The 12,787-nt window shown below is 58.0% G+C and carries 17 protein-coding genes and 2 tRNA genes; 2 read left to right on the top strand and 17 right to left on the bottom strand.

What is annotated here, in order from left to right; genetic code table 11:
* Positions 1-222: 222 nt before the first annotated feature.
* From GOX63_RS17675 to GOX63_RS17650, 6 genes are all read right to left on the bottom strand, one after another.
* Positions 223-297 (bottom strand) — tRNA-Phe (locus tag GOX63_RS17675).
* Between the two features lie 79 nt (positions 298-376).
* Positions 377-559 carry a DNA gyrase inhibitor YacG gene (locus GOX63_RS17670; RefSeq protein ID WP_170327929.1) on the bottom strand — a complete coding sequence of 61 codons (183 nt, stop codon included), beginning with the start codon at positions 557-559 and terminating at the stop codon, positions 377-379.
* Positions 556-1,578 (bottom strand): ribonuclease E/G, encoded by a 1,023-nt coding sequence (locus GOX63_RS17665; RefSeq protein WP_170327930.1) that lies wholly within the window; start codon positions 1,576-1,578, stop codon positions 556-558. Before GOX63_RS17665 ends, GOX63_RS17670 begins: the two co-directional genes overlap by 4 nt.
* Entirely contained in the window at positions 1,575-2,153 is a 579-nt protein-coding gene (locus GOX63_RS17660; protein ID WP_170327931.1) for a Maf family protein, read from the bottom strand. The genes GOX63_RS17665 and GOX63_RS17660 overlap by 4 nt, the downstream gene beginning before the upstream one ends.
* 11 nt (positions 2,154-2,164) lie before the next feature.
* Complete coding sequence (infA, locus tag GOX63_RS17655; RefSeq protein ID WP_005978431.1) at positions 2,165-2,383, bottom strand: translation initiation factor IF-1; 219 nt, start codon at positions 2,381-2,383, stop codon at positions 2,165-2,167.
* A gap of 91 nt (positions 2,384-2,474) precedes the next feature.
* On the bottom strand, positions 2,475-3,350 hold the full coding sequence (locus GOX63_RS17650; RefSeq protein WP_170327932.1) for a carbon-nitrogen hydrolase family protein: 876 nt from the start codon (positions 3,348-3,350) through the stop codon (positions 2,475-2,477).
* A gap of 149 nt (positions 3,351-3,499) precedes the next feature.
* Here GOX63_RS17650 and GOX63_RS17645 point away from each other — a divergent pair, with 149 nt between their 5' ends.
* Entirely contained in the window at positions 3,500-3,715 is a 216-nt protein-coding gene (locus tag GOX63_RS17645; protein WP_170327933.1) for a hypothetical protein, read from the top strand.
* A 14-nt stretch (positions 3,716-3,729) separates the two neighbouring features.
* Here the strand turns inward: GOX63_RS17645 and GOX63_RS17640 are convergent, their stop codons facing one another.
* From GOX63_RS17640 to GOX63_RS17595, 10 genes are all read right to left on the bottom strand, one after another.
* Positions 3,730-4,329 carry a GNAT family N-acetyltransferase gene (locus GOX63_RS17640; protein WP_170327934.1) on the bottom strand — a complete coding sequence of 200 codons (600 nt, stop codon included), beginning with the start codon at positions 4,327-4,329 and terminating at the stop codon, positions 3,730-3,732.
* Entirely contained in the window at positions 4,322-4,720 is a 399-nt protein-coding gene (locus GOX63_RS17635) for a ketosteroid isomerase-related protein (RefSeq protein WP_170327935.1), read from the bottom strand. Before GOX63_RS17635 ends, GOX63_RS17640 begins: the two co-directional genes overlap by 8 nt.
* 2 nt (positions 4,721-4,722) lie before the next feature.
* A complete protein-coding gene (locus GOX63_RS17630) occupies positions 4,723-5,175 on the bottom strand; it encodes a low molecular weight phosphatase family protein (protein WP_170327936.1) in 453 nt (150 codons plus the stop codon).
* Positions 5,176-5,178: 3 nt separating this feature from the next.
* Positions 5,179-5,658 (bottom strand): UPF0262 family protein, encoded by a 480-nt coding sequence (locus GOX63_RS17625; protein WP_170327937.1) that lies wholly within the window; start codon positions 5,656-5,658, stop codon positions 5,179-5,181.
* Between the two features lie 86 nt (positions 5,659-5,744).
* Positions 5,745-6,542 (bottom strand): hypothetical protein, encoded by a 798-nt coding sequence (locus GOX63_RS17620; RefSeq protein ID WP_170327938.1) that lies wholly within the window; start codon positions 6,540-6,542, stop codon positions 5,745-5,747.
* Between the two features lie 122 nt (positions 6,543-6,664).
* Complete coding sequence (hisD, locus tag GOX63_RS17615) at positions 6,665-7,966, bottom strand: histidinol dehydrogenase (protein ID WP_170327939.1); 1,302 nt, start codon at positions 7,964-7,966, stop codon at positions 6,665-6,667.
* A gap of 53 nt (positions 7,967-8,019) precedes the next feature.
* On the bottom strand, positions 8,020-8,487 hold the full coding sequence (locus GOX63_RS17610) for a GNAT family N-acetyltransferase (protein ID WP_174826828.1): 468 nt from the start codon (positions 8,485-8,487) through the stop codon (positions 8,020-8,022).
* Between the two features lie 46 nt (positions 8,488-8,533).
* Positions 8,534-9,010 (bottom strand): DUF2948 family protein, encoded by a 477-nt coding sequence (locus GOX63_RS17605; protein WP_170327940.1) that lies wholly within the window; start codon positions 9,008-9,010, stop codon positions 8,534-8,536.
* Complete coding sequence (murA, locus tag GOX63_RS17600; RefSeq protein ID WP_170546645.1) at positions 9,007-10,275, bottom strand: UDP-N-acetylglucosamine 1-carboxyvinyltransferase; 1,269 nt, start codon at positions 10,273-10,275, stop codon at positions 9,007-9,009. Before murA ends, GOX63_RS17605 begins: the two co-directional genes overlap by 4 nt.
* 6 nt (positions 10,276-10,281) lie before the next feature.
* Positions 10,282-10,437, bottom strand: a complete 156-nt coding sequence (locus GOX63_RS17595; protein ID WP_170327942.1) for a hypothetical protein — start codon at positions 10,435-10,437, stop codon at positions 10,282-10,284.
* Positions 10,438-10,520: 83 nt separating this feature from the next.
* Here GOX63_RS17595 and GOX63_RS17590 point away from each other — a divergent pair.
* A tRNA-Thr gene (locus tag GOX63_RS17590) sits at positions 10,521-10,595 on the top strand.
* Between the two features lie 1,449 nt (positions 10,596-12,044).
* Here the strand turns inward: GOX63_RS17590 and GOX63_RS17585 are convergent.
* Positions 12,045-12,743, bottom strand: a complete 699-nt coding sequence (locus GOX63_RS17585) for a hypothetical protein (RefSeq protein WP_170546642.1) — start codon at positions 12,741-12,743, stop codon at positions 12,045-12,047.
* Between the last annotated feature and the right edge of the window lie 44 nt (positions 12,744-12,787).

Raw genomic sequence — 12,787 nt, 5'->3', positions numbered from 1 at the left:
AGGTGAATGCAACGCCTTGGTCTTTCTGTTTTGTTGATCTCAGTAGCTCTGCCTCACCAAATCACCGCAGTTCAAAATCAGTGCAGCTCATGCCCCCCAAGATTCAACTTCTGAATATGGGGCGCTTTCCGATGCCAACGTGCGATCCCAACACATCTCAGAGAATATGGTGCCATACGGCCAGCACAGCAGTCACTTGTGAAGCATAAACACTTGGAAAAGTGGTGCCCGGGGGCGGAATCGAACCACCGACACGAGGATTTTCAATCCACTGCTCTACCCCTGAGCTACCCGGGCACGGGAACGATGTTTATCGTTGGGTGGAGGCCTTCTATGACTTGCTACAGGCAGTGTCCAGAGGCTTTTTGACATTTTTTTAATGCGGGCGCGATTGCTCTGTTTCGCTCTCGGAAACATCCGCATCCAGGTCCTCTTCCCGCTGCGACGGAACTGCGTAAGACCCGTTCAGCCATTTGGCCAAATCGATGTCCGCACAGCGCTTGGAACAGAACGGGCGGAATTTTACCACCGTGTCTTCGCCGCAGATCGGGCAGCTCATTTCAGCACCTCTGTCAGAGGGACGCGACCACGTTTGCGCTGTAGCTCATAGTGACCCAAAGGAGTCCAACCGGCCAGGGTGGTCTCGATCCCATCGGTCTTGAACGCCGCACGTAGGGCCGACTCAAACCCGCGGCGGTCCTTTTTGGGCATCGGAGCCAGATCCACAGTGATTTGCCCGCCAAGACCGCGCACGCGCAGTGCTCGGGCCAGCGCTTTGGCACAGGCGAAATTGGCTTTGGTTCCGGCGGCCAGAGACGTATCGGACCCGGTGTTCACATCCACAGCGACCAGAGCGCGCGTGGGCTGGATATAGAGGTGCCCTCCGCCAGGCAGCGGCTCGGAAATCCCGCGTACAACGTCCAGCGCATCGAGCACGCCCTGCGCCTCGAACCCGCCTGCCTGTGTCACGACCTCAGCCGGGTCGGTCCAGTCGCGCCAGGCTAGTACGTGCGGACCGTCGCCTTCGAGCAGCAGCTCGGGTTCAGTCCCCGGGTCGTTAAGAACCTGATCGGCATGAGCCAGCATAGCGCTGATGTCTTCGCCAATCTCGCCTGCATCCTCTCCGGCACAGCATGACCGCAAGATCAGGCCATAGTCGCTGCCCTCCATGCACTCATGAGCAATCTCGAGCAGGCGGTCCCGCTCTTCCTCGTCACGGATTGAGCGCGAGATATTCAGGCCCGGCGCGTCTGGCGTGACAATCGCATAGCGGCTTTTGAACAGGACGCGGTCAGTGACCGGCAGTGCTTTGCCCGGCTCGGCAAAACCCGTCACCTGCACCAGCAACAGGGCACCGGGTGCCAGTCCCTTGACCTGCCGCAAAAAGGCCGGACCATCGGGTGTTGTCAGGAACATACCGCCCTGCCCTTTGACCGGACGGTCGGCACGGGCGCGATAGATTGTGCCCGGCGCAGGCGCGTCTGAGGCAACCAGGAAATCGTCCAGCTTGCCATCCACCATCAAGGCAGCGGCTTCGCGGTTGTCGATGTGGTCCAGAACGATGGTGCGACCCTTCATGATGCCTCACGATACAGGGGATAGCCGATACCTTGCAAAAGGACGGCGGTCTCAGACAGGGGCAGGCCCACAATGCCAGTGAACGAGCCCGAAATCCATGGGATGAACGCGCCAGCCGGACCTTGGATGGCATAGGCGCCTGCCTTGCCCTGCCAATCTCCGGTCGCCAGATAAGCGTTGATCTCAACGTCCGACAGACGTTTGACCTTGACCTGAGAAACCACGTCGCGCTGCAGCACGCGATCCCCGCGCCGCACAGCAACCGAAGTGATCACGCGGTGCCTCCGACCGGACAAGGCATGCAGAAACTCAGCCGCTTGCCCTGCGTCTTCGGGTTTGCCCAGAATGCGGCGGCCTAGCGCGACAGTCGTGTCCGCGCACAGGGTGAAATCGTCGTTATCTGCCTGAACCGCCTGCACTTTTGCCCGCGTGATGCGGCTGCAATAGGGCACGGGCAGTTCGCCCTTCAAAGGCGTTTCGTCAATGTCGGGGGCGCGGATTGCATCGGGCTGCACGCCAAGCTGGGCCAGCAGGTCCAGCCGCCTTGGGCTGCCCGATCCTAAGATAAACGCCATTGCGGCAGGCGTTACTTGAAGCGGTAGTTGATCCGACCCTTGGTCAGATCATACGGGGTCATCTCGACCTGAACCTTGTCGCCGGCCAGAACACGGATGCGGTTCTTTCGCATCTTGCCTGCCGTATGTGCGATGATCTCATGGCCGTTTTCCAGCTCGACCCGAAACGTCGCATTAGGCAGGAGTTCCTTCACGACACCGGGAAATTCGAGCGTATCTTCCTTGGCCATGTTGTCTCCATCATTACATTGCACCCGCAGAATCTACGGGGATGTGGGCTTAAATGAGCCCATTTTAGCCCTATTTCAAGGGCGGAATCACCTAAAGAGGCGATAATGTGACAGAATCGACTCGGGAAGTCTGCTCATCCCAATGAGTCCGGTTCAACACGTGACCATCGGCGCGGACGTTTGCAATGGCCGAAAGGTCGATATCCGCAAAGGTCCAGCCGGGCTGGTTCAGCGCACCTTCGGCCAGCACTCCAGTCTGCGGGAATCCCTTGTCCGGCGGGCCGAAAATGCCGCCGGTGCCGGTGTTCATGTCCACCGCCTCGGACCAGTCATTGTTGCCGACCAAGGACGCCATCACTGTAACACATTGATTTTCCAGCGCCCGTGACATCGCGCCGATGCGAACGCGCCAATAGCCCGCCAGCGCTTCGGTGCAGGATGGGACGAGGATCAGGTCGGCCTCCTGCAGGGCACGACCCAACAGGGGAAACTCGCTGTCATAGCAGATAAGAACGCCTATCTTGCCCAAGGCAGTGTCGAACAGCTTGAGCGGGCCGCCGGGCGCGATATCCCAATCCTCACGCTCGAACCGGGTCATGATCTGTTTGTCCTGATGATTCTGCTGTCCATCGGGGGCGTAGAACGCAGCGCGGTTCACCGGGCGACCCGGGCCATCCACGACCGGGGCCGATGCACCCAGAATGTATGTGTTGTATTCCCGCGCAAGACGCTGATGCAGGGCCTGAGCCTCCTCCATCCGGTCCGAAACGGCACGGATCGAACGCTCCAGATCACCAGCTACTTCGGCGCCATCAAGCGTAGACAGCTCCATCGCACCGTATTCCGGAAACACCAGAAGCTCAGCCCCCTGCCCGGTAGCTTCGGCCACCCAGCGATTCAGCTTGTCTTCGTACTGCGCCCAGCTGTCGAGCCAGTCGAGGTCATAGGCGGCGGTTGCGACTTTCATAGCGCGGGCTCCTCAGGCCTGATTTGGCGAGACACTAATTGATGGCGTCTCAAACTGTACAGACGCATTGTTCCTCCCAACCCTCATCGACGGGAAAGTGAATTGGCAGAAGACACTCGAAATGCTTCAATGTGATTGGGAGGAAGGCCATGCAAAACCCGGAAAGCTTCGAGAAGTTCTATTTTGCCAAAGTTGGTATGGGCGAAGCCTGTGGCTGTGCGGAACGCGTTATCGACGTGTTCGAGTTTAATCGAAAGGGCGGAACACAGATGAAAAAGGCATTGAAGCGGGCAAAGCGTAAAAGCCGGTCACTCAGAGGGTGGGCCGTCAAATACGGTCTGCTCAGCCGAAAGCGTCAGGCCTGACACCCTCGTGCGGATTACGACGACAAATCCCTGATCCAGAACTGCAACGGTTTCTGGGTCTCACCCTTTTCACCGATATCCTTCCACGAAAACTGCGCCACCGCACCGGGCAACGGTTCATATCCCCGCGCGCGCCAGAAGCCATCCAATGGGCGATAGCTTTCCGGCCGCATCGGATGATCTGCCGGGCGCTGGACACTGCAGAAGGCGCATTTGGTGAAACCCAGCGCGCGGGCATGTGCCTCGCGCAGGTCGAAGAACTTGTGGCCGACACCCTGCCCCCGATAGTCAGACAGCAGAACGGATTCAGCGCAGTAGAAGATTTTGGACAGATCCAACCCGGACCCTTCGAAGGCAGCGGCGAAATCATCGGCGTGTTCGGTCAGCGGCGCCCCGGTCGAGGCCCCGATCAGGCGATCACCATCGAAAGCTCCGACCACAATCGCCTTGTCGCTGTCGCGGTAGGATTGCAGGTACTTGCGTTCATAGCCCAGATCACCGTCATACAGGTACGGCCACGCCCGAAACACTTCGATCCGCAACCGTGCCACGTCATCCAGAGCGGCCTCAAGCGCCGCTCCGGTCAGGGGGCGGACGGCGGTGACCTCAGCCATTTGAGACCTGCTTGGTCCAGTCGGCGAGGTTGTAAAAGGTGGTGACGCGGGTGATCTTGCCATCCTTCAGGTCAAAGAAGGACCCGGCGGGCAGACGATAGGTCTGGCCATGCGCCTCGGGCAGGCCCTCATCGGTTTCCAGATAGGTGCCGTTGACGATGAATTCGGCTGCGGCGCGAGTGCCGCCTTGGGCGTCGAACACCACGATATCTGTCAGATTCTCGCGGTAGCAGCGGTTCATGTGATCGCAAAAGGCGGCGAATTTCTCTTTGCCAACGCGGATCTGGCCTTCGTTCACGTGATGCGCCACGTCATCGGACAGGCAGGCCAACATGCCGTCGACGTCGCCTGCGTTGAAAGCCTCGAAATAGGTTTTGACGGTCTGGTTCATGGTCACTCCGTAGGTTCGCCCCAGCGCTCTTTCAGATGCCCGATGATCTGATCGCGGGTCTGTCGGTAGTGGAATAGCTTTGCTTCGCGATTCTCGCCCAGTCCGGTAGGGTCCATTATTGGCCAATAATCGACATCCAGGTGAAAAATCCGGGTCAGTTCCAGCGCTTTTCGCTGACTGGCAGGCGACAGGGCAACCACCAGGTCAAAAGAGCTGAGGTCATCGCCCCATTCCTGCATCTCGTCAAACGATCGCGTCCGGTGCCGGGATAGCTCGACCCCGATCTCATGGCAGACCGAAATGCAGAACCCGTCAATCTCAAAGTCGTTCCGCACACCAGCCGATTGCACATAGGTCCCGGTGCCATAGAATTTCTTCATGATGCCTTCGGCCATCGGTGACCGGACCGAATTGTGGTCGCAACAGAACAGGACCGACTGCGGCAAAGGCGTCACCCGTCACCCCCCGAAGTGCAGCACGCAGATCAGCGTGAACAGGCGACGGGCGGTGTCGGTATCGATTTCCGCTTTTCCTTCCAAGCGCTCCTGCAGCACACGGCTGCCTTCATTGTGGATACCGCGGCGGGCCATGTCGATGGTTTCGATCTGACTGGGCGGCAGGGTCTTAACCGCGTTGAAATAGCTTTCGCAGATCTGGAAGTAGTCTTTGACCACCTGTTTGAAGGGGCCAAGCGACAAATGGAACTCAGCCGCTTTTTCCTCGGCCTCGGTGGCGACGTCGAATACCAGCCGCTTGTCCCGGATCGACAGCTGAACGTGATACGGCCCGTCCGGCACGGCCCGATCTTCGCGCTGGGGCAACGCAAAGCTGTTGTCTTCCAGCAGGTCATAGATGGCAACCTTGCGCTCCTGCTCGATCTCGGGGGTCGGCGGGGGCAGGTTTCGGTCATCCAGTTCAATATGCGAAATGCGGGTCATAGGAGTCGGGTCCGTTCAAGTCGGCACAGACTTAGCGCATGGGAATTGAATGGGCAACGCACTCGGCAACCGTTTGAACGCCGCATTTAAATCGGGTGATCCGACGGATCGATGCCGTGTTTGCGCAAAAGCGTGTCGACAAGAGAACCCTCACTGATTTTGCGTCCCTGAAAAATCTTGCGGAACCACGACCCGTAGAAATGAATGGACATTTTCTTGTCCCACTCAAGAAAATCAAGCTTGGACATGTCCGGGTCATTCCAAAGGTAACGGTGACGCAAAGGGATCGGATACAGTTCGGGGCGTGGCACTGCCATTTTGTGCTCGGGCGTATCGAAAATATAGTGGAACAGCATCGGAGGGCCAAAACTGAAGAGAGGCAGGCTCCAATAGGTCGAGCTCTCAAAGATGGCGCGGTAGGCTTCTTTTTTCTGATCACTCCACCAAGCAGGGATGAGATCACTGTCGAAGGCGTATTTACACATGTTCTGCAGCGCAGGGCTGTCCCCCGGCATCGCCCAAACGCCACTCATGATCCGCCGTCTGCCCCGATTTGCAAAAGGGAAAAGATACCCTTCTCTGGTCTCGAAAGAGCGCACTGCATAAGCATCGGCATCCGCCCAGATGTAATCAGTCTGTTGCAGGAGCTTCAGTCGGAACAGGTCCGCGTGAACGGCCACCGACCGGGTGACCGGGTCACGGTAAATCTCGGGCGTGTCGAATATCTCGCGCGCGTCCCGGGCTTCGATGTAGTCCGGGATGTCTTCGAGGTCTCCATAGTGGTAGACGATCGGCTTTTGATCGACATCGGCAAAGGATTTCAGGCACAGGTGCTCCAGAAAGCTGAACTTTGCTCCGATCCAGAGGGTAGCCACGCGCTCCAAGTTCAACTCCTTCCACCTGATTACCGCTGCGACTGCGCCTCAGGTTGGCGATCAGGTGCAAGCCTGTTCGGCCTGTCGGACATTAGATTGAATAACGGTGTGTCCGACAGGCCATATAAAACTCATCCGTTCAGACGTTTAAGCCGCGCCGTGACCGACAAACCATGCGCTTCCAGGCTTTCCGACTGTGCCAGTTGCTCGGCCGCGGGGCCAATCGCGCGCAGCGCTTCCGGCGTCATCTGACTGAGCGTGGTGCGCTTTAGAAAATCCATCACGCTGAGGCCCGAGGAGAACCGGGCCGAGCGTGCCGTGGGCAAAACGTGGTTGGGGCCGCCAACATAGTCGCCAATGGCTTCGGGCGTGTATTGGCCCAGAAAAATCGCACCGGCGTGGACGGTTTTCTGGCTCAGCGCAACCGGGTCGGCGACGCACAGCTCGAGGTGTTCCGGAGCGATGCGATTTGACAGCGCGGCGGCCTCGTCCAGATCGCGCACGGTGATCACCGCACCGAAGTCGCGCCAGCTGGCCCCGGCAATGACACGGCGTTGCAAAGTTTCCAGACGTTTCTCGACGGCCTTTGCCACCGCTTGACCGAAACCGGCATCATCGGTGATCAGGATCGACTGCGCGCTTTCGTCATGCTCGGCCTGGCTGAGCAGGTCCAGCGCGATCCAGTCGGGGTCGTTGTCCTTGTCCGCAATCACCAGGATTTCGGACGGCCCGGCAATCATGTCGATGCCCACCTTGCCGAAAACCCGGCGCTTGGCGGCGGCCACAAAGGCGTTACCGGGGCCAGTGATCTTGTCCACCGGCATGACAGACTCAGTGCCATAGGCCAGCGCCGCAATCGCCTGCGCGCCACCGATGCGATAGATCGTATCCACGCCCGACAATTGCGCCGCCAGCAGGACCAGAGGGTTCGCCTGCCCGTCCGGCGTCGGCACCGCAATGGCCAGCCGTTCAACCCCCGCCACTTTAGCCGGGATTGCGTTCATCAAAACCGACGACGGATAAGAGGCCAAACCACCCGGCACATAAAGCCCCGCTGCAGAGACCGCCGACCAGCGCCAGCCCAGCGTTGCCCCGGTGGATTCAGTCCACTGGTGATCCACGGGCACCTGCTTTTCGTGATAGGCCCGGATGCGTTCGGCGGCCAGTTCCAGTGCGGCCCGATCCGCGTCCGAGACCTGCGCTACGGCCTCAGTAATTTCATCGGTGGAAAAGGCCAGCGTCTCAGACGTCAGTTCCAGCCGGTCGAACTTGGCCGTCAGTTCAATGACCGCCTCGTCGCCCCGGGTGCGCACATCCTCGATGATCTCTGCAACGACAGCATCCACATCCGGGCTGTCTTCGCGCTTGGCCGACAACAGCGCCTGAAAGGCGGCTTCAAACTCGGGTAACGAGGAATCGAGGAAAACGGGCATGGTCTGGCTCTCCGGGGCGTTTCATCGGGACATATCGCCGGGATCGGCTGGCCTCAACCCTTCTCGGCAGGGTGCAGCGATTTGCGCATAGCGAAACAGGAAACATCGCCGCGCGCGCCGCATTGCCCGGTTGGCTGCCAGCCATGCCGCCGATAAAACGCCTGTGCCGTTTGCGTCGCCTCAAGCCGGGCTTCGGTATGGCCCGAAGCGATCAATTCCTGTTCAAGCCGATGCAGCAAGACCGACCCGATGCCATGACCGGTGTGGTCCGGATCGATATAAAGCAGCGTGATCTCATCGTCGCGCAGGCCACCCACGGCAGCCACCTGCCCTGCGCGTTCGGCCACCCAAATTTGCGCGCCATCCCTGATCCAGCCCCGGATCGTTTCCGGGTCCTTGTTCGCCGTCCACTTCGCGATGGCCTGCGGGTCACCCCGGTGGTCTGCATGACAGAGCCGGGTGATCGAAAGGATCAGAACTCGGCTCAGATCGAACACGTCGAACACGGTCGCACGGCGCAACTCCAGACCCGCCGAAGGTCCGGAGAACGCTTGCGATATGCCGCGCTTATTCCGGATGGTTTGGGGCCTGACCTGATGGAGCCTGATAGGGGCGGGTCACATCCTTGAGCGTTGCGTCAATCGCCTCGACCGTCAGACGGATCGCACCGTCCCCGGCCAGAGTCAGGATGATCTGGCCTGCGCCGTCCTCACCCGCTTCGAAATCGACCGATAGCAAGGACATCACCATGTCCTTTTCGCCGCGGTCGACACCCTGGCTGGCCACCGAGAGCACTGAATCGAATACCAGAACCGACTGCACCCGCTCAAACGCACGCCCACGGCGGGTCGCGGCGTCCTTGTCCTCCCACCGAAAGCGGTTCAGCAACAGACCAAACCGGCGCTGCGACGGTTGCCACGTCATCTCGTTCGCCGGGAACACGGCGTCCTGTGTCAGGGTCGAGATCACCTGCAGGTCATCGCCATCCTCGGCACCGAGGTTCAGCGGGGCTTCGCGCCCATCGTGAAAACTTGCGTCTGTCATTGACCCTTGATCCGTTCGATTTTGGCGCCCACGCCTTCCAACTTTCGCACCACATGTTCATATCCGCGATCCAAATGATAGACCCGGCTGACAGTGGTTTCCCCTTCGGCCGCCAGCCCCGCCAGAATCAGCGAGACCGAAGCGCGCAGGTCCGTCGCCATCACCGGCGCGCCCTTCAGTTGCTCGACACCGGTGACCGTAGCCGTACCACCGTGCACTTCGATATTCGCCCCCATACGCACCAATTCGGGCGCGTGCATGAAGCGGTTCTCAAAAATACGTTCTTCCAGAACCGAGGTGCCCTCGGCCGTGCACATCAGCGCCATCATCTGCGCCTGCAGATCGGTCGGGAAACCGGGGAACGGTTCGGTGACCACATCAACGGCCCGGACACGCCCATTCTTGCGCGCCACTTTCAGACCCTCGGTGGTTTCCGTAACGCTGATACCTGCTGCATCCAGTTTTTCGGCAAAGGATTCGACAAGGCGCATCCGCCCGCCCAGCAGTTCGACCTCACCACCGCAGATGGCCGGAGCCAGCATATAGGTGCCCAGCTCGATCCGGTCGGTCACAACCTGATGGGTCGCGCCATGCAGACGATCAACGCCCTGGATTTCGATGGTCGAGGTCCCCTCGCCCGAGATCTGCGCGCCCATCTTGCGCAGACATTCGACCAGATCGACGATCTCGGGCTCGCGCGCGGCGTTCTTCAGCACCGTGGTGCCCTTGGCCAGAGTAGCCGCCATGACGATGTTTTCGGTCGCGCCAACGGAGGCAAAGCGCATTTCATGCACCGCACCTTTCAGGCCGCCCGGTGCCTTGGCGTGCAGATAACCGTCTTCAAGTTCGATCTCAGCGCCCAGCGCTTCGAGTCCCTCAACATGCAGGTCCATCGGCCGCGCGCCGATCGCACACCCGCCCGGCAACGACACAACGGCCTCTCCGAACCGGGCCAACAACGGACCGAGCACCAGATTCGACGCCCGCATCTTGCGCACGATCTCGTAATCCGCGGTGTGACTGGTCAGGTCATGACTGGACATCGCCAGCACCTGCCCATCTTGTAGCGAAGACACCTCGGCCCCCAGAGATTGCAACAGGGCGGTCATGGTCTTGATGTCGCTCAGTCGTGGCGCATTGGTCAGCGTCAGCGGTTCTTCGCTCAGCAAGGTCGCGGGCATCAGCGTCAGACACGCGTTCTTGGCCCCCGCAATCGGTATCTGACCGTTCAGCGGCCCGTTGCCCGTCACCAGAATCGAATCCATCTGCTCTTATCCCTCGTCCTTGTCGGCTTTGTCGGTTTGGGTTGCCCGCGCCTTGGCCTGCGCCTTACGCCGCGCCATATTTGCTTTCAGCGCCGCCTTCAGCCGCTCTTCGCGCGCATCCCCGGATTTGCCGTGTTTTTTGGGTGTATTTCTGTCTGCCATGATCTTTCTCTACAGGAGGCGAAAAAAACCGTCCAGACACCCTTGCGCCCCGTTTCGTTTGAGTCTAATCACCCGCCCACAGTGCTGCTGTAGCTCAGAGGTAGAGCACTCCCTTGGTAAGGGAGAGGTCGAGAGTTCAATTCTCTCCAGCAGCACCATATCTCTTAAAAATTCATCTAATTATCAATGCGTTGTGTTTTTGATTCTATTTGCAGCCCACCCCTTGGCCCACCTTTTGAAAATACTATTCCCAACTTCGTTGTTTGCTATCCGAAAAATCGGCGCGAGTGCCAACTGTGGTATGCGAAATTGGTTTTCTCGAAGCCTTGCGACACTTCCACCTCAGAATTGGCAGGCCTTAACTGACAGAAAAGTAAGCTGATTCTCGGGGTTCTATACCTCAAGCTAAAGGACTTTTCTTTGATTCTCACGTTCGTCCGAAACCTAAGCATTCTGAAAAAATGTAGGTGGTGCTTTATTGAACATCCAAAATCAGAGCTTCACTTTAACCGCTAAAATTTCTCCACCACCAATTAATCACTTGAGTCGCTACAGTGATCGAGTTGCACAACGAAGGGGTCGGGTTGCGGGCAAAAGGAGCGTTAGCTGCAGCAAAAAGTAGGCAGCTGGCACATTACAGCTAAAGGTCACAATAAGGAGATGAGGTTTTTCGGTGAACACCCAATTCTCAGAGAAATCGCTGGTCCCTACAACCCAATCCATGCAATGCTATTCAGGTGAAAAGCCCAGCTAATACAAACGTTCAGGTGCTAAAATGTTAAAGCAGATGTGGGCGAAGATCACCTGGAAACCATCGCATAAGCATCCGCAAGTTTTCTATTGCCTGACACCCTATCTGAACAGCCTAGACCCGATTGAAAATCCCTGCACCCGGATCCGTGACGGACAAAAGGAACGCGAAGCTGGGCGAGACAGAAGGACCGACAAAACAATCTGGTTGCCGCTTTCTGATTAAGCCTCCTTCGTGCGTCAGCGCTAGATCTGCCCCGACCATCGTAAGGTTCGCTAACCCGCGCCTTCGTTTCTCGACATTGAGCAGCAAACACAGCGACCGTGATTTGCGTAACACAAGCGGATGGAGCGCTCTTTATCAATTTCTTTTTCTTGTTCTTTGTCTATGTCTTGATGGAAGTACGGTCGCGTCGCGTTCGTAGAAAACGCACATTGATTTCACTACAAAAACTCAAATCCTTTCGGTTTTGACGATCACTGATTGCTACTGAAACCGGTGCGTTATTTCCAACCTTGTATTCATTCGGAAGTTCCAACGGCCCTAACCGACCCTTGACCGTCGGCAACCGGTGCTGCGACGCAGCCCGTCGAACCTGCCGTTTGCCGCAAGCGCAAATTCATCGGCTGACTAAACTCACACAATGCAGACCTAACGGGCATTCGTCTTATTGGCGGCAATGACTGCAGTCAGCCCAAAGCGGACCTTTTCAACCAAGTTTTGCAGTTTAGTAAACTCGCAACGAAGCGGCATTTAGGCTATTTCCGCCCAAAACCCGCTTCCAAAGCGCGATAACCAAAACTGACTTGGAAATATCAGGTTCAATACGGGCGATACGCGTGCCAATGCTGCCCGATCAGTCAGTTGCGAAGCAATAAAACAGACCCGCCCCGCCAGAACGTGGCAGATGTTCCTCTCCGCAACCGCGCGAGCCGTGCGATGAGTTCCAGGATATCATGTTTCGAGCATCGTTGAGACCTACACGATCATGGTGCCCGACAATCGCAGATCCATCTTCACTATTCGAAGTCCAGTTGCTGCATGTCGTGTCGCCTCCTGCCGTCGAGAAGTATCCCGCGGAATCGGAGCCGGTAAGAATGTCATGTTTGTTCGGCTGACTGCCACGCCCATTGACAGGGTTGCCGTTTTCGTCGAGCGCGGTCTGTAGATTGATATTCACACCGTCACTGTGCAGGTCTTCAACATTGTTGGCGATAAGCTCTCCATTGGCATTATACCAAGGACCCGACCCGATCCGGTCGCGAGCAGAAACGCCATTGGTGATTGTCATCGGGTCGGTGCTGCGATCAATGGACATTGAGGTGCTCAGATAGGCCGCAAAGGTCTTGTTAGAACCGGTCGCGGAAGCAAGCGCATTGCAATGAGCATCGGCGCCTTCGAGGCCGCCTAGATTTGCACCGTCCCCCTTGCCCACACTAGTGATGAAAAACGACATCTCCTCGCCTGCCGATTGCGCGTGTGCAGTCGCCGCGATACAGCAGATTACGAGTGCAACAACCCCATGTGCAGTTTTTCTGTTGGTGAACTTCGACATGTGTGTCTCCCTTCGTGCTGTTTGATCACAGATGCTAGCTATAT

This window comes from Ruegeria arenilitoris (assembly GCF_013031355.1).
GTDB classification, from domain to species: domain Bacteria; phylum Pseudomonadota; class Alphaproteobacteria; order Rhodobacterales; family Rhodobacteraceae; genus Ruegeria; species Ruegeria arenilitoris_C.
Note: the sequence above shows the minus strand (reverse complement) of the source record. Positions and strands in the feature narration are given on the sequence as shown.